At 40.1% G+C, this 14,935-nt stretch carries 15 protein-coding genes; 8 read left to right on the forward strand and 7 right to left on the reverse strand.

Going from position 1 to position 14,935, the window contains the following annotated elements; translation table 11 throughout:
- Positions 1–21: 21 nt before the first annotated feature.
- Positions 22–1,353, reverse strand: a complete 1,332-nt coding sequence (locus ACTJKA_RS06910; RefSeq protein WP_007497105.1) for a hemolysin family protein — start codon at positions 1,351–1,353, stop codon at positions 22–24.
- Between the two features lie 58 nt (positions 1,354–1,411).
- Entirely contained in the window at positions 1,412–1,852 is a 441-nt protein-coding gene (locus tag ACTJKA_RS06915) for a MerR family transcriptional regulator (protein WP_076821966.1), read from the reverse strand.
- Between the two features lie 335 nt (positions 1,853–2,187).
- Here ACTJKA_RS06915 and ACTJKA_RS06920 point away from each other — a divergent pair, with 335 nt between their 5' ends.
- Together ACTJKA_RS06920 and ACTJKA_RS06925 are read left to right on the forward strand one after the other, a co-directional pair.
- The gene (locus ACTJKA_RS06920; protein ID WP_025207018.1) at positions 2,188–3,570 is read left to right on the forward strand and encodes a hemolysin family protein; all 1,383 of its coding nucleotides are present in this window, start codon (positions 2,188–2,190) and stop codon (positions 3,568–3,570) included.
- A gap of 89 nt (positions 3,571–3,659) precedes the next feature.
- Positions 3,660–4,052, forward strand: coding sequence for a hypothetical protein (locus ACTJKA_RS06925; protein ID WP_017360342.1), 393 nt, complete (start codon positions 3,660–3,662; stop codon positions 4,050–4,052).
- Here the strand turns inward: ACTJKA_RS06925 and ACTJKA_RS06930 are convergent.
- Genes ACTJKA_RS06930 through ACTJKA_RS06940 form a run of 3 tightly spaced genes read right to left on the reverse strand, consistent with a single transcriptional unit; the run spans position 4,049 to position 5,532 of the window.
- Entirely contained in the window at positions 4,049–4,414 is a 366-nt protein-coding gene (locus tag ACTJKA_RS06930) for a CrcB family protein (RefSeq protein WP_046527367.1), read from the reverse strand. The genes ACTJKA_RS06925 and ACTJKA_RS06930 overlap by 4 nt on opposite strands.
- Positions 4,415–4,816 carry a fluoride efflux transporter CrcB gene (crcB, locus tag ACTJKA_RS06935; protein ID WP_017366925.1) on the reverse strand — a complete coding sequence of 134 codons (402 nt, stop codon included), beginning with the start codon at positions 4,814–4,816 and terminating at the stop codon, positions 4,415–4,417.
- Positions 4,816–5,532, reverse strand: a complete 717-nt coding sequence (locus ACTJKA_RS06940) for a glycerophosphodiester phosphodiesterase (RefSeq protein ID WP_025207021.1) — start codon at positions 5,530–5,532, stop codon at positions 4,816–4,818. The genes crcB and ACTJKA_RS06940 overlap by 1 nt, the downstream gene beginning before the upstream one ends.
- 305 nt (positions 5,533–5,837) lie before the next feature.
- On the opposite strand from ACTJKA_RS06940, the gene ACTJKA_RS06945 reads away from it, so the two are divergent.
- The 3 genes from ACTJKA_RS06945 to ACTJKA_RS06955 all read left to right on the forward strand — a co-directional run bounded on the left by ACTJKA_RS06945 (position 5,838) and on the right by ACTJKA_RS06955 (position 7,953).
- Positions 5,838–5,939, forward strand: coding sequence for a YhdX family protein (locus ACTJKA_RS06945; RefSeq protein WP_017360338.1), 102 nt, complete (start codon positions 5,838–5,840; stop codon positions 5,937–5,939).
- A gap of 164 nt (positions 5,940–6,103) precedes the next feature.
- Positions 6,104–7,192 (forward strand): mechanosensitive ion channel family protein, encoded by a 1,089-nt coding sequence (locus ACTJKA_RS06950; protein ID WP_007497114.1) that lies wholly within the window; start codon positions 6,104–6,106, stop codon positions 7,190–7,192.
- Positions 7,193–7,221: 29 nt separating this feature from the next.
- The gene (locus tag ACTJKA_RS06955) at positions 7,222–7,953 is read left to right on the forward strand and encodes an NAD-dependent protein deacylase (protein ID WP_414834776.1); all 732 of its coding nucleotides are present in this window, start codon (positions 7,222–7,224) and stop codon (positions 7,951–7,953) included.
- A 38-nt stretch (positions 7,954–7,991) separates the two neighbouring features.
- On the opposite strand, the gene ACTJKA_RS06960 is transcribed toward ACTJKA_RS06955, so the two are convergent.
- Complete coding sequence (locus ACTJKA_RS06960; protein WP_035392549.1) at positions 7,992–8,846, reverse strand: polysaccharide deacetylase family protein; 855 nt, start codon at positions 8,844–8,846, stop codon at positions 7,992–7,994.
- 295 nt (positions 8,847–9,141) lie between these two features.
- On the opposite strand from ACTJKA_RS06960, the gene dat reads away from it, so the two are divergent.
- Positions 9,142–9,996 carry a D-amino-acid transaminase gene (gene dat, locus ACTJKA_RS06965; RefSeq protein ID WP_129548201.1) on the forward strand — a complete coding sequence of 285 codons (855 nt, stop codon included), beginning with the start codon at positions 9,142–9,144 and terminating at the stop codon, positions 9,994–9,996.
- A 47-nt stretch (positions 9,997–10,043) separates the two neighbouring features.
- On the opposite strand, the gene ACTJKA_RS06970 is transcribed toward dat, so the two are convergent.
- Complete coding sequence (locus ACTJKA_RS06970) at positions 10,044–10,550, reverse strand: universal stress protein (RefSeq protein ID WP_035392544.1); 507 nt, start codon at positions 10,548–10,550, stop codon at positions 10,044–10,046.
- 559 nt (positions 10,551–11,109) lie between these two features.
- On the opposite strand from ACTJKA_RS06970, the gene ACTJKA_RS06975 reads away from it, so the two are divergent.
- Both ACTJKA_RS06975 and ACTJKA_RS06980 read left to right on the forward strand, forming a co-directional pair.
- Positions 11,110–12,867, forward strand: coding sequence for an ABC transporter ATP-binding protein (locus ACTJKA_RS06975; RefSeq protein WP_035392543.1), 1,758 nt, complete (start codon positions 11,110–11,112; stop codon positions 12,865–12,867).
- On the forward strand, positions 12,864–14,879 hold the full coding sequence (locus ACTJKA_RS06980; RefSeq protein WP_008348945.1) for an ABC transporter ATP-binding protein: 2,016 nt from the start codon (positions 12,864–12,866) through the stop codon (positions 14,877–14,879). The genes ACTJKA_RS06975 and ACTJKA_RS06980 overlap by 4 nt, the downstream gene beginning before the upstream one ends.
- Positions 14,880–14,935: the final 56 nt, after the last annotated feature.

Consider the following 14,935-nt stretch of genomic DNA (forward strand, 5'->3'; position numbering starts at 1 on the left):
AAGGCAAGGGTCGTTTTTTTCTTAAGAAGCGCCTTCTTCAGCTGCTTCTAATAGTTGTTCGTTTAGTTTTTTGACTTCGATGTATGCCACATGGTGTCCATCGACTTCATTAATGATAAATTCATAGCCTTGTTCACGAATCGCGTCATTTTTCTCGACTTCATATTTTTGTGTAAGGAACCAGCCGCCGATTGTGTCGACTTCTTCGTTATCAAGCTGAATACCTAGTAGCAGGTTAACTTGATCTACAAGGACCTTTCCATCAAAGATATAGTGGTCTTCTCCCAGTTTACGCACTTCGTTGATTTCATCAATATCGAATTCATCACGAATCTCACCGACGATTTCTTCAAGGATGTCTTCAACTGTTACAAGTCCTGCTGTACCGCCATATTCATCTGATAAAATGGCCATGTGTACACGCTCACGCTGCATTTTAAGCAGTAGATCATGAACAGGAACTGTTTCAATTACATGAATAATCGGGTTTACAAAATGTTCGATCGTATCACTTGTGGAACATTCACCACTAATACATGCAGTGAGTACTTCTTTAATATTCACAACACCGATGATGTTGTCTTTATCGCCATCTTCAATTGGATAACGTGTATATTTCTCGACCTTGGTCACTTTCAGCATTTCCTCAATGGTAATATCATGAGGGAAGCTGACAACTTCGGTACGAGGAATCATAATTTCTTTCGCCAGACGGTCATCAAATTCAAAAATTTTATTTACATATTTGAATTCAGACTGGTTAATCTCGCCGCTCTTATAGCTCTCAGATAAAATAATCCGCAATTCTTCTTCAGAGTGCGCCATGTCATGCTCAGATACTTGCTGAAGACCAAACGCTTTTGTTAACAAACGAGCAGATCCATTTAATACCCAGATAAAAGGGAACATCACTTTGTAAAAAATCATAAGCGGTCTAGCAAATAGAAGGGACACTTGCTCAGCCTTTTGAATGGCGAGTGTTTTTGGTGCAAGCTCTCCAACCACGACGTGTAAAAACGTCATAATACTAAACGCAATAATAAAAGTGACAATATGACTGGCTGATTGAGGAATCGACAGCTCTACAAATAGTGGAGCAAGCATGTGCGCAATTGTTTCTTCCCCTAACCAACCAATCCCAAGGGCGGTAATGGTAATACCGAGCTGACAGGCCGACAGATACTCATCAAGGTGAGTCGTGACGTGCTTGACAGCAACTGCTGTTTTATTACCTTCTGCAATTAATTGATCAATTCTTGAGCTTCTTAAGCGAATGATCGCAAACTCCGATGCAACGAAAAACGCGGTTAAAGCTATAAGTAAAGCAACTATGAGTAAATTCACTATGTCCAATTAAGGCCTTCGTTCTGACTTTGAGAACGAAGGTAACACCTCCTGTTTAGTAAAAATTTTAACTTAACAGCAGTAAAAATGATTGGACAGCCGTCATTTTTTCAGGAGTAAGCTGCTCTTTTAGTTTTTCACGTTGTTCTGGCTGAAGCTGCTTACAACGTGCCAAAATGCGGTCCATATGCTCATTCATCCGATCGATATCAGAGGTTAAATGGACAAGTTCGTCATGTTCTTCCTTTTGAGAAGGGAATTGTTCATCTAATCTGGATTTGATGTCAGAAAGAGCCAATCTCTGCTGTTTGCAAAGAACGATTAATTGTAATCGTTTTAAAGCATGTTCATCGTAATAACGATAATTAGAGCAAGATCTAACAGGCGCAAGCAACCCTAGATTCGTATAATAATCTACAGTTCGTTTCGTCACCTGTGCAATCTGTGCTAGTTCACCAATACGATACTTTTTCTCAGCCCCATCTGAACATCTCCTCCTAACCGTCACGTTATAGTTTATGAAAATAGTTTAATATAATTCGAGTCTGAAATACAAGATAATTGTTCAGATTTCCTGCCAATATGAAGAAACAAAGGGCATTTCCATCAATTTAGGTTGTCATCTCTAAAATACTGTAGCGATACAGGAATTTTCAGATTATTTATGGTAAGATAAAATGAATACCGTTTCATATATATGTAGAGAGACGGATTTTACGTGAACCGGAGGTGGTTAAGTGGGGCCCTCAAAGTAGTCTTATTTAATCAGTTAACCGTTTTGCAAAAGACAACATCATCAATCAGGAGGTGACTCCTTGTTCTTCTAAGAAAGAGCAAGGTTAAATGGACGATATTGTTAATCTGAGTATAGTCGGAGTTTTGATTGCTTTAACAGCTTTCTTTGTTGCATCTGAATTTGCCATTGTAAAGGTGAGAAGTTCAAGAATTAATCAGCTTGTTGCCGAAGGGTCCAAAAAGGCTATCATGGCGAAAAAGGTGACATCAAGGCTAGATGAATATTTGTCAGCCTGCCAGCTCGGTATTACAGTGACATCCCTTGGTTTAGGGTGGATCGGTAAACCGGCAGTAAAAGAACTTTTAGTTCGAGGTTTTGGTTTGACAAACATTCCTGATTCAGCAATCAGCCTGATCTCAGCAACACTTGCGTTCTCTATTATTACCTTTTTGCATGTAGTTGTTGGCGAGCTTGCACCAAAAACACTTGCCATACAAAAGGCAGAAAAAATGACGCTTTGGCTGTCAGGACCGCTGCATGCATTTTATATCCTTATGTACCCTTTCATTTATGTGTTGAACGGGTCAGCCCGTGTACTAACGAAAATGATGGGTATCGATATGGGGTCTGAAAAAGAACATTCCCATTCCGAAGAGGAATTAAAGATTTTATTATCTGAAAGCTTAAAAAATGGGGAAATCAACTCATCAGAGTATAATTATATGAACAAGATATTCGATTTTGATAATCGAATCGCAAGAGAAATTATGATACCGCGAAGAGAAATTTGTGCGATTCCAGAAGATATGCCGTTAGACGAAATACTGGCGATCATGACAAAGGAAAAGTACACACGCTTCCCCGTGTTTTCAGGGGATAAAGACCATGTCATTGGCATGCTCAACAAAAAGCAGCTCTTTGCAGATATTGTGTATCTAGGAGAAAAAGATCAACTGAAGCTTCAAGATTATATTTATCCAGTGATTGAAGTGATTGACACGATTCCAATTCAAGAGCTTCTCGTCAAGATGCAGCGCGATCGAATGCATATGGCGATTTTAACGGATGAATATGGCGGGACATCTGGACTTGTCACAACGGAGGATATTTTAGAAGAGATTGTTGGAGACATTCGAGATGAATTCGATGAAGATGAGCAGCCGGTCATTCAAAAGAGAGCGGAGCATCATTATATATTAGATGGAAAAGTGAGATTAGAGGAAGTTCAAGATTTGATCGAAATGTCATATCATGATGAAGAAATTGATACGATTGGCGGGCTAATCTTAAATGAGAACATTGATATCCGAGAAGGACAATCCATTTACCTTGATGATATTCGGATGAAGGTCTTGGAGATGGATGGACGCTATGTGAAAAAGATCGACCTGAAAAAAGGCGTCACATCATCAGAAAAAGAAAATACACGCACAGGGCTTGATATAAAAGAGCCGCTGTTAGTAAATGAAATGACCTTGAGCGAAAAATAAGCTCAAGGTTTTTTTAGGTATTTAGCCTCTTTTTTGAGAATATATGTTCGTATATAATAAGAACAAACGTTCGTAAAAGGGGGATGGACATGCTCTGGTATGAAACAGCAAGTATCACGGAGAAAAAAACCTCAATGAAACGTATTGAGTTTCATTTAAAAAATTTCAAGAACTATCAAGCAGCCATTTTAAATATTGAAAGACAGCTTGAAAAACGAAGTTCTCTCCAACATCATCATATGGCACGTCAAAAATTAGAAGAGCAGAAAAGTCAGTATGAACTGATTGTTGCTTGTATTGAAACGGCTTTAAAAGAATTGGATGAAATAGAGCAGCAGCTCATTGATTATAAGTATTTTCGAGATTGGCGCATGGCAAAATGTGCAATCGAAATCGGCTATAGTGAGAAGACACTATTTTTAATGAAGCGACAGCTGATGGATCAACTGCTCATCAGCCTAGCTGCCATCACAGATATTTAAAACAGAAGTTGTCCTATTTGATAAAACGCCGCAAAAAGGCATAAAGAGCCGATAATTGTCACAAGTAAATAGGCAGCAAGCTTTCCTATTTGACGCTGCATCAGCATCGTCGCAGATTCTACACTAAACGTAGAGAATGTGGTAAAGCCGCCAAAAAAACCGGTTCCTATGATCACTAGCAGTGGATGATTGGACGTTAAAGCTCCTGTGAGAAAACCCAAACCGGCTGCACCTAATAAATTAATGAAAATAATACTGTACGGGAAAAGGGCATGGGATGGAGTTTTCTGGATTGTTTGGCTGATGAAGAAACGACATGCACTACCGATCCCTCCAGCTACAGCTGTACAAAAAACAATCATTTATCTGCTTCCTTTCTGCTGCTTATTTTGATGAAAGAGCCGTTCAGCAAGGATCAGGCCAGCTAAAGCAGCGGCTACTCCAGCAATGACTGAGAGCAGGATGTACATCATACTTAAATTGAACTGCCCTGCCTGTAACAGAAGAACTGTCTCTTTAGAAAAGGTGGACATGGTCGTAAACCCGCCGCAAAAACCTGTTCCAATCAAAGCTGCAAGATCTTTTTTTCCTTTCTGAAATAGAAAGTATCCTGTCGCAAAACCAAGAAGCAGGCTGCCGGAAATATTTTCAATCATCGTTGCATAGGGGAATGTCTGGCTGATGACAGTTTGACTTAGTTCATATCTGCAAAGTGTACCAATCAATCCACCGATAAAAACGGCGAAATAAGTTTTCATCTGCATCATTTCTCCTTTTGAAAAAATAGCGGGTTATCGGTTACCACACCATCAATTGGATATTTTTTGATTCGATCCGCTGTTTTTTGATCTTTTACAGTCCATATAAACACATCCATCCCGAATGTGTGGATGCGGTCTATCCACCATCTATTGATCATCGTTTTCTTCATATTAAGACAATTTGCAAACGAGCTGTATGTCGTTAACTTTCGTTTCGTTAGTTTAAATGCATCAGGCTTTATAATCAAAGCTGTGCGAAGAGAAGGGGCGAATGCTTTGATTCTTTGCAGTGCATGAACATCAAAAGATTGAATCATGATATGACGAGAATAGGCAAACCGATTGATGATGCGGGCAACGGCCTTTTCGATTCCTATCTGCCGTTTTGGGTGTTTGATCTCGATCAATATCCCAATCCGCTGACTGTATCTTTCAAGAATTTCTTGTAATGTTGGAATTCGTTCATTCGTATACTGGTGGTCAAACCAGCTTCCTGCGTCCAATTTTTTCAACTGATCAAGTGTATAGCTTTTGACTAAACCGTTTCCGTTCGTCGTTCGATCAACGGTATCATCATGGATGACGACGACGTGCTGATCCATTGTCATTTGTACGTCTAATTCAATATAATCTGCTCCTTGCTCGACAGCTACATCAAACGCAGCGATTGTATTTTCTGGGGCGGCGCTTGATGACCCTCTATGTGCGATAATATACACTTGCTCCAGCTCCCTGACATAAGTTCTGGTCTTATCATATCAAATGCTTTGGTTGTTTTCCTTCTTTACTATATGGAGAAGAAGAGCGCCGTATTATCATGGAACCTCATGTACCGAAAAAGCTTGATGTATCATTTTGAAAAGTTACAGGAATAGAGCAAGCTTTGATTGAGTAAACCTGAATTACATCAATTTTTCTTCGATCAATTTTGTCCAAATCGTCAGCGTTCGTCAAAATATTAGTGCTTTCGTCATGTTGACTGAAAATTCTGATGTTTTATAATGATGAAAAGGAGGCGAGATGATTGGGTAAAGGGAGAATTAGAGTGGAAGAACGTATTAAGGCCGAAACGGATGCTGAAATGTTTAAAGCGACTCTCCTTGATCAGGCTCAGAAGAAAAAGTAGTTTGCTGCCCGTCGATATGTCTCAAGCCAAAATTTCATAATTGAACATCATGCCTCGGGATAGGTCCCGAGGCTTTTTATATAGAGGTCAGACATTTAAGAGAGGACATAAACGAAGGTTATATTATAAACTAGAGAGGATTGTTTTAAAGGAGAGAGACAGAGATGTTTACACAAAAATGGATGGATACATATTTTACAGTCGATATTGCGATCCAAATAGGCATTAGCCTTTGTATTTTATTGCTTTTTTTATTACTTCGAAAAGTATTTACGAAATACTTGTTTCACCTGCTCTTTAAGCTGACAAACCGGTCTAAAACCGAAGTCATTAACCAAATTGTCGTGGCGTTTGAAAAACCTGCGAGACTGTTTTTTGTGGCACTAGGTTTATATTTTGCGTTAAGACAAGCCCCATACTTTGAGCACCATATGGATGTCATTGTCAAATTGTATAGATCCTCTATTATTTTGATGCTGACGTGGGGACTTTGTAATCTAACCGCAGCTTCTTCCTTCTTATTTCAAAAAGTGAATTCAAAATTTGAATTAGAGATGGATGATATTTTAGCGCCATTTTTATCAAAGGTTCTTCGTTTTATTATTATTGCACTGAGTATTAGCGTCATTGCACAAGAGTTTAATTATGATGTGAACGGACTTGTGGCTGGGCTTGGTCTAGGTGGTCTTGCTTTTGCGCTCGCTGCGCAGGATACAGTGGCGAACTTTTTTGGAGGAATTGTGATTATTACAGAGAAGCCTTTTACAATGGGCGATTTTGTAGAGACTCCAAGTGTACTTGGGACTGTAGAGGACATTACCTTCCGAAGCACAAAATTTAGAACACCTGCTGAAGCGGTGGTGACTGTACCAAATTCGACCCTTTCAAAGGAGCCGATCACAAATTGGACGAGAATGAATAAACGTCAAATTACGTTCTCCGTTCGCGTATCTTACAATACACCGAAAGAAAACATTGATAAGTGCATCAAACGTCTGAAACAAATGCTTTATGAGCATGATGGGGTTCATAAGGAAACGATTATGGTGAATCTCGATGTGCTGGCAGACAGCTATTTAAACTTATTCTTCAACTTTTATACAAACACAACCGCTTGGTCTGAAAACCTGGATATTAAGCAGGATATTAACTATCGCATTATTGATATTTTCCATGAAGAAGGGGTAGAATTTGCTTTCCCTGGACAGACCATTTATATGAAACAAAAAGGTGAGAAACAGCTCGGTGAATAAAGGAGGAATGGTGGTTGGATCAAACAAAAGTGGCAGCGCTAAGAGAGAGATTATCAAAGGCCTCACATATTACAGTCCTTTCAGGTGCTGGGATGAGCACAGAATCTGGAATTCCCGATTTTAGATCAACGGGTGGACTATGGACAGAAGATACCTCTCGCATGGAGGCAATGAGCCGGTCCTACTTTTTATCACATCCGCATCAATTTTGGCCGAAATTCAAAGAATTGTTTCAAATGAAGATGAGTGGAGAGTACGAGCCAAACGCTGGACATGCTTTTTTAGCCAATTTAGAAAAGCAAGGAAAACGCGTGGATATTTTCACGCAAAATATAGATGGTCTGCATAAAAAAGCGGGAAGCCAGCATGTGTATGAACTGCATGGTTCCATTCAAACAGCTACATGTCCATCATGCGGGTCAACATACGAACTGCCTTATTTATTACAAGAAGAGGTGCCGGTTTGTGAGCGGATTTCATCAGACGGCCTCACATGTGGACGAGTACTTAAAACAGATGTTGTCCTTTTTGGAGACATGGTGAAGCACTTTGATCAAGTGGAGAAATCGCTCCAGCAAACGGACATGCTGCTCGTCATGGGAACTTCCTTAGAAGTGGCACCAGCACGATATATTCCAGAAGATGCTGCTCATCATCCTTCCATCTTTAAGGTCATGATGAATTTAAGTGAAACGGAATTCGATCCGCTGTTTGATCTTGTCTTTCACGAACGAATTGGCGAGCTTGTGAATGCTTTATAAATCATAAAAAACCCGCATCCAACAGGTGCGGGTTTTCTTTATTGCTGTAGTGGCTTCATTGTTTCATCAAGGACTTCAAACGTGTAGCCCTTCGCCTTTAATTGTGTGATCAGACTGTTTAAGTATTTTGCGGTAGCTGGCTGATCATGCATTAAGATGATTTTTGGCTCTTTCGGGTACTTGGTTTCAAGCACTTGCAGCTGATTTAATACTTCTGGTACATATTTTGAGCTTTTATATTTCCAGTCAAGACTGTCAATGGTCCAGTCCCAGTATACAAAGCCTTTTTGTTTTAAACGTGTTTTTTGCTGGTCTGTTAAGTTTGGAGAACTGCCATAAGGTGTTCTCACAAGATGTGTATATTCACCAGTAACAGAAGCCAATATACGTTGATCTTCTTTCATCTCATTTACAGGAGAATCACTTTTTTGATAAAAGCGTTTCACATCATGTGTGATGCCATGAAGTCCTAATTGATGACCTTCTTGATGAAGTCTTTTCACAGCTGCTGGGTGTTCTTTGATTTGCGGCCCGAGCATAAAGAATGTGGCCTTCACTTGCTGTGATTTTAGCACATCTAACAGCTGATTTGATGTAGCAGAGGGGCCATCATCAAAGGTCAAAAAGATCGTTTGATCCGTTACATGTTTGTTTGGATTGATCTTAAAATGTGCATCTAATGTTTTTGGCGAATCATCTTTTGCTTTCAGACTTGTACTTGTGTCTCGAAATAGACTGCTCGCAGACACTTCATTCGGTTGATCTGCTGCCTGCATATTGGTTTTAGATATATCCCAAATGAAAAAAAGAATCAATGTCAGAATGACTAGACCAATTGCCTTTGAGAGCAGCATCGTGTTTGAAGGTGTCTGTTTTTTCGTAACCCGTTGCATTACAATCGCTCCAATAAATCAGTAGTTTGTGTCGAATCATGTAGTGGATTCTGTCTTTTTTCGCTGTTTTTTGTCGTGCTCATATGGAGTAAGTATACAGGAAAAAAGAGCCTATGAATATAGAAGATGCTAAAAAATTGGAATCTTTTTGGTTATGAATCTATATTTGTTACAATAGAAGGTTATCCAGTCAAATGGATATGAAATAATTCTGAATAATCATTGAAACGTTTACATTTATCCGCTAAGATAGCATCAGATTCAACCATTAAGCAAAGCGAAGGGGAGATTCCATATGAAAGTATTGTACAATGGGGATTTTATTGAAAAAAAAGATGCACATGTTGATATTGAAGACAGAGGCTATCAATTTGGCGACGGAGTCTATGAGGTCATCCGCGTATATAATGGGACTTTGTTTACATTAAAAGAGCATACTGAGCGTCTATTCAAGAGTGCAAAGGAAATCGGCATTCATCTGCAAGGTACAGTATCGGATATGGAAGAGAATTTGAAGAAGCTAGTCGCAGATAATCAAGTGATTGATGGCGGCGTGTATATTCAAGTCACGCGAGGCGTCGCACCTCGTAAACATCAATATGGTGTACTTACCCCTCAGATTACGGCATATACATTTCAAGTGAAAAAGCCTATTCAAGAGCAGACAGCTGGTGTGAAAGCTCTATTGTCTGAAGATCTTCGCTGGTTAAGGTGTGATATTAAAAGCTTAAACCTTTTATATAACGTCATGGAAAAGCAGAAAGCGTCTGAAGCTGGTGCGTTTGAAGCGATTTTAATAAGAGACGGCTTTGTGACAGAGGGGACGTCCTCGAATGTATATGCCGTCATTGACGGTGTCATTCGTACACACCCAGCAAATCACCTGATTTTAAACGGCATTACACGTAGAAAGCTGCTAGAGGTTTGTCAGGAAGAAGGATGTCGTGTGGAAGAAACCCGCATGAGTAAAGACGAACTTTTGCATGCACAGGAAATTTTCATCAGTTCAACGACAGCTGAAGTGATTCCAATTGTAGAGATAGATGGTCAGCCAGTTGGGGAAGGTGTTCCAGGAGAGATCACGAAGCGTGTACAGGAAGGGTTCCAGAAGAAAATTGAGCATGAAAGCGAAGCATCTATTTCTTCGTAAAAAGAAAAAGGCTGTAAACCAATGTTTACAGCCTTTTGTGATGACATTTATTTCACGATCAGTACAGGTATATCTGATTTGGACGATAACTTTTCACTCACACTGCCAAAGAGCATTTTTTTCAATCTGCTTTGGTCACGTGCTCCCATGACGATGAGGTCTGCTGAAATCTTTTCAGCGTATTCGATAATCGCTTCTGCAGGCTCCCCTTCAACAATTTCAATCGCAGCTTCAAACTGCTCTTCATTTAACAGCATTCTTGCTTCTGCAACGACCTCTTCTGTATGATCTTCAAAAATCAAGGGACTTTGCTGTTCATCATGAGGTACATACACAGGGGGTGTTTGAAGGTCTGCCATGCCGCCTCCGATATAAGCGCCGCCAGTCATTGGGCGAGGTGCATCAAACACCTGTCTGCTGGATTTCCCATCATGAGCGTAGGCAACGGTCAGCTTGGCATGCAACGTTTTGGCTAAAGCGATTGCCTTCTTTAATGCTTTCTTACTGTCTTCATGTCCATCAAACGCAACGACCATCCGATCAGCTTGAAACAATGTCCTCATTCCTTTCAAAAGGAGTCTATACGTTCATGGTATACCCGATATCTGAAAAAGATACACATAAAGGGTGTGAACTTTTTGTTAGAAAATTTCATTTATTGAAAAATATTTATTGACAAAATAGTGACAGCCACTATAAGATAAAAAAAGATTCAAGAGCCAAAAGGAGGAAATGTCATGTGCAACATCATTGGAAGAATGAAATCAAACTGCATGAATGGGTTGATTCACGTGACAATTACACCTTCATTGGTCATTGAAAAGGGACTCGTATGTTCCAATTGATCGGATGAATCAAGGCGTATGTTGCGTATTTGTCAACATGCGCCTTTTTATCATGTATAAAAGAGGCGTACCAGTCAGCTGGTTGCCTCTTTTTTTGTTGTATACATTTCGTATATCGAAATAATGGAATGCATCAACAACTAAATGAAGAGGAGTGAAAGCATGTGAACATGCCAAAGGCAAGACAAATGACAAAAGCTCAAGAAACGAAACAAGGTGACAATCAGGAAAATATAGAAAGCGGCTAGCTTTAAAAGGAGAGACAAACATGTTTTCAGTATTTGTGAAATTAGGCTGGTTCTTTAAACAAGAGTGGAGGCGCTATACAATCGCCATTACGCTGCTGCTCATTGTGAATGTGCTTGAAATGCTGCCACCGAGGTATCTAGGTCAAGCAGTTGATGACATTCGGTCTGGTCAATTTACAACATCCAGTATTCTGTTTTACGTAACCATTTTTTGCTTACTTGGTGTCAGTGTCTATGCGCTCACCTATTTTTGGATGTATCAGTTATTTGGTGGCGCGAATGTCATGGAGCGTGTAATGCGCGGAAAATTAATGCGCCACTTACTTAAGATGACACCCACCTTTTATGAAAAGAAAAAAACCGGAAATTTAATGGCGTTAGGTACAAATGATTTGAATGCTGTGGCTTTAACAACAGGCTTTGGCGTTTTAACATTAGTCGATTCCACTGCTTACATGCTCATGATCTTTTTTACGATGGGGCTGACGATCAGCTGGAAATTAACTTTAATGGCCATTATTCCAATGCCACTGATGGCGATTTTGATAGCGTTTTATGGCAGTAAAATTCATGAACGCTTTACTGTCGCTCAAGATGCATTTGGTGATATGAATGATCGTGTATTAGAATCAGTTGCCGGCGTTCGGGTGATTCGGTCTTTTGTACAGGAAAAACAAGATGTGAATCGCTTTCGAGAAATGACAGACGATGTCTTTCAAAAAAATATGCGTGTGGCGATCATTGATTCATTGTTTGAGCCGACGGTGAAATTGCTTGTGGGGATCAGTTATTTAATCGGTATCGGTTACGGCGCATATCTTGTGTTCCAAAGTGATTTAACCATTGGTGAGCTTGTCGCATTTAACGTCTATCTGGGGATGATGATCTGGCCAATGTTTGCCATTGGTGAATTGATTAATATCATGCAAAGAGGAAATGCTTCATTAGACCGGTTGAATCATACACTCAGTTATCAACCGGATGTAACTGACGCAGCCAAGCCAAAAAGATTACAAGAGCCTGGCGATATTCAATTTGAACATGTGACATTTAGATATCCAACTTCCTCTAAAGATAATCTAACGGATGTCTCCTTTACTGTACGAAAAGGGCAAACGATTGGTATTACAGGAAAAACGGGAAGCGGAAAAACAACGATTGTCAAACAGCTTCTTCGTCAGTATCCGACAGGTGATGGAAAGATCTTGTTTTCAGGTGTTCCAATTGAGGACATTGAATTGGATCAACTGTTCCAATGGATTGGCTATGTTCCGCAAGATCATGTCCTTTTCTCTAAAAGTGTAGAAGAGAATATGCGTTTCGGTCATAGAGACGCGAGAGAAGCTGAATTAGCACAAGCGATTAAAGATGCTTACTTTGAAAAGGATTTACGCCTTTTACCAGAAGGCTTGGAAACCATGGTTGGAGAAAAGGGAGTGGCGCTGTCAGGAGGACAGAAGCAGCGGATTTCCATTGCACGTGCTTTATTAATTGATCCAGACATTTTGATTTTGGATGACTCGTTATCTGCAGTTGATGCAAAAACAGAAACGGCTATTTTAGAGAATTTAAGACAAAATCGTCATGGAAAAACGACATTTATTACAACCCACCGTCTATCAGCTGTAGAGCATGCGGATCTCATTCTTGTCATGGAAGAAGGACGTATTGTTCAAAAGGGAACCCATCAAGCGCTTATTCAGCAAGATGGATGGTATAAAGAGCAATTTCTGCGTCAGCAGCTGACAAATCAGCTGGAAGGAGGGGATGAGGCATGACAACAGGGAGAAGACTTCTTGCCTATGCACTCCTATATAAAAAAGTATTGTCTGTTGCTTTGATCTTTCTGATCATTGCAGTTGGTGCTGAGTTGACAGGACCTTTCATTGGGAAAAAAATGATTGATGATCATATTTTAGGTGTAGAAAAACCGTATGTTGAGGTAAATGAAAAAACAGATAAAACGGTTTATTACCAGGGAAATAACTATATAAGAAGTGACCGGCTACAGAATCAAAATGAAGATGGAAAGCAAATCAATGTCGTGCAAGTCGGATTTGGGTACTATTTTGTGAATGAACCGATTCGCTTTGACGGGAGCCGGACAATAGAAGGGGATCAGCTCACCATTGAAAATGGGAGCGAGCGTGAGACGTATCAGGTACAGCGTTTATCCAAAGAGGAAATCTTCGCTTTTTATCAGCCGGAAATCAGTGGTTTGGTGCAGCTTGTTCTATTTTATTTTGGGATGCTCGTCATTGCGATTTTCTTTCAATATGGGCAGCACTATTTACTCCAGCGTATTGCAAATCGCATTATTCAAAAAATGCGAGTGGACGTATTTGAACATATTCAAACGCTTCCGATTCGGTATTTTGATAATTTACCGGCTGGAAAGGTTGTCGCGCGGATTACCAATGACACAGAAACCATTCGTGATTTATATGTCACAGTACTAGCGAATTTCGTCACAAGTGCCATTTACATGATTGGCATTTATATCGCCATGTTTTTATTAAATGTGAAGTTGGCGCTCATTTGTTTAGTGGCTGTTCCGATTATTTTCCTATGGTCGATGACTTACCGAAAGTTTGCGTCGGTTTACAATCATCGCATTCGATCCATCATCAGTGAAATTAATGCCAAGCTAAATGAAGCTATTCAAGGAATGACGATTATTCAAGCATTTCGACATGAACAAGCAACGAAAGAAGAATTTGATGAGCTGAATAACAATCACTTTCGATATCAGCGAAAGATGCTTCATTTAAATTCACTGCTCTCACATAACTTGGTGAATCTGCTTCGGAACTTAGCATACGTCGCACTCATTTGGTATTTTGGCGGCGCGTCCTTAAGCGCGACGGGCATTGTGTCGATTGGGGTGCTCTATGCATTTGTCGATTATTTAAATCGTTTGTTCCAGCCGATTACAGGCATTGTGAATCAATTTTCTAGATTAGAATTAGCAAGGGTTTCATCTGAACGGGTCTTTCGATTATTAGATGAGCCTGGTACTGAAGTGGAAGAACCGGTTCAGAAGAAAATCGAGGGGCACGTTCAATTTCAGGATGTTACCTTTGCGTATAATGAAGGGAAAAATGTATTAAAGAACATCACCTTTGAGGCCAAAAAAGGTCAGACGGTGGCACTCGTTGGACATACCGGTTCTGGGAAAAGTTCGATCATGAATTTGCTGCTGCGTTTTTATGATATTCAGCATGGGGACATTCTCATTGATGGAGAAAGCATCTATGATCAGTCGCGCCAAACGCTGCGTAAGCAAATGGGCATTGTACTACAAGATCCTTATTTATTTTCTGGAACGATCGCATCCAATGTCAGTTTAGGAAATGAAGACATTAAAAGAGAAACGATTGAAACATCGTTAAAGCAAGTGGGCGCAGCAGAACTATTAAAGCATTTGCCTGAAGGTTTTGATGAACCAGTTGTTGAAAAGGGGAGTACTCTTTCCTCTGGGGAGCGTCAATTGATTTCATTTGCCCGTGCACTGGCATACGATCCAGCGATCTTAATTCTAGATGAAGCGACGGCTAACATTGATACAGAAACAGAAGCCATCATTCAACGGGCACTGGATGTCGTCAAAGAAGGACGAACCACTTTTGTCATTGCACACCGATTATCTACTATTAAGAAAGCTGACATGATTTTGGTGTTAGAAAAGGGTGAAATTGTCGAACGCGGCAGCCACGAAGAGCTCATGGAGCAAAGTGGACTGTATGCGCAAATGTACGAATTACAAAAGGGAGCTGTGACGAGCAGCTGATAGGATAAGCAGCAAAAGCCTCTTTCAATTTGAAAGAGGCTTTTTCATGGCAATGA

It is taken from the genome of Bacillus sp. 22190 (assembly GCF_052045575.1).
Lineage (GTDB): Bacteria > Bacillota > Bacilli > Bacillales > Bacillaceae > Bacillus > Bacillus altitudinis.

Excerpts from the sequence above, each read along its gene's own strand:
- ACTJKA_RS06960 (WP_035392549.1), bottom strand. The coding sequence starts at position 8,846 with ATGCAACGGGTTACGAAAAAACAGACACCTTCAAACACGATGCTGCTC.
- crcB (WP_017366925.1), bottom strand. The coding sequence starts at position 4,816 with ATGCAGATGAAAACTTATTTCGCCGTTTTTATCGGTGGATTGATTGGT.
- ACTJKA_RS06930 (WP_046527367.1), bottom strand. The coding sequence starts at position 4,414 with ATGATTGTTTTTTGTACAGCTGTAGCTGGAGGGATCGGTAGTGCATGT.
- ACTJKA_RS06950 (WP_007497114.1), top strand. The coding sequence starts at position 6,104 with ATGTTTACACAAAAATGGATGGATACATATTTTACAGTCGATATTGCG.
- dat (WP_129548201.1), top strand. The coding sequence starts at position 9,142 with ATGAAAGTATTGTACAATGGGGATTTTATTGAAAAAAAAGATGCACAT.
- ACTJKA_RS06980 (WP_008348945.1), top strand. The coding sequence starts at position 12,864 with ATGACAACAGGGAGAAGACTTCTTGCCTATGCACTCCTATATAAAAAA.
- ACTJKA_RS06920 (WP_025207018.1), top strand. The coding sequence starts at position 2,188 with ATGGACGATATTGTTAATCTGAGTATAGTCGGAGTTTTGATTGCTTTA.
- ACTJKA_RS06975 (WP_035392543.1), top strand. The coding sequence starts at position 11,110 with ATGTTTTCAGTATTTGTGAAATTAGGCTGGTTCTTTAAACAAGAGTGG.
- ACTJKA_RS06925 (WP_017360342.1), top strand. The coding sequence starts at position 3,660 with ATGCTCTGGTATGAAACAGCAAGTATCACGGAGAAAAAAACCTCAATG.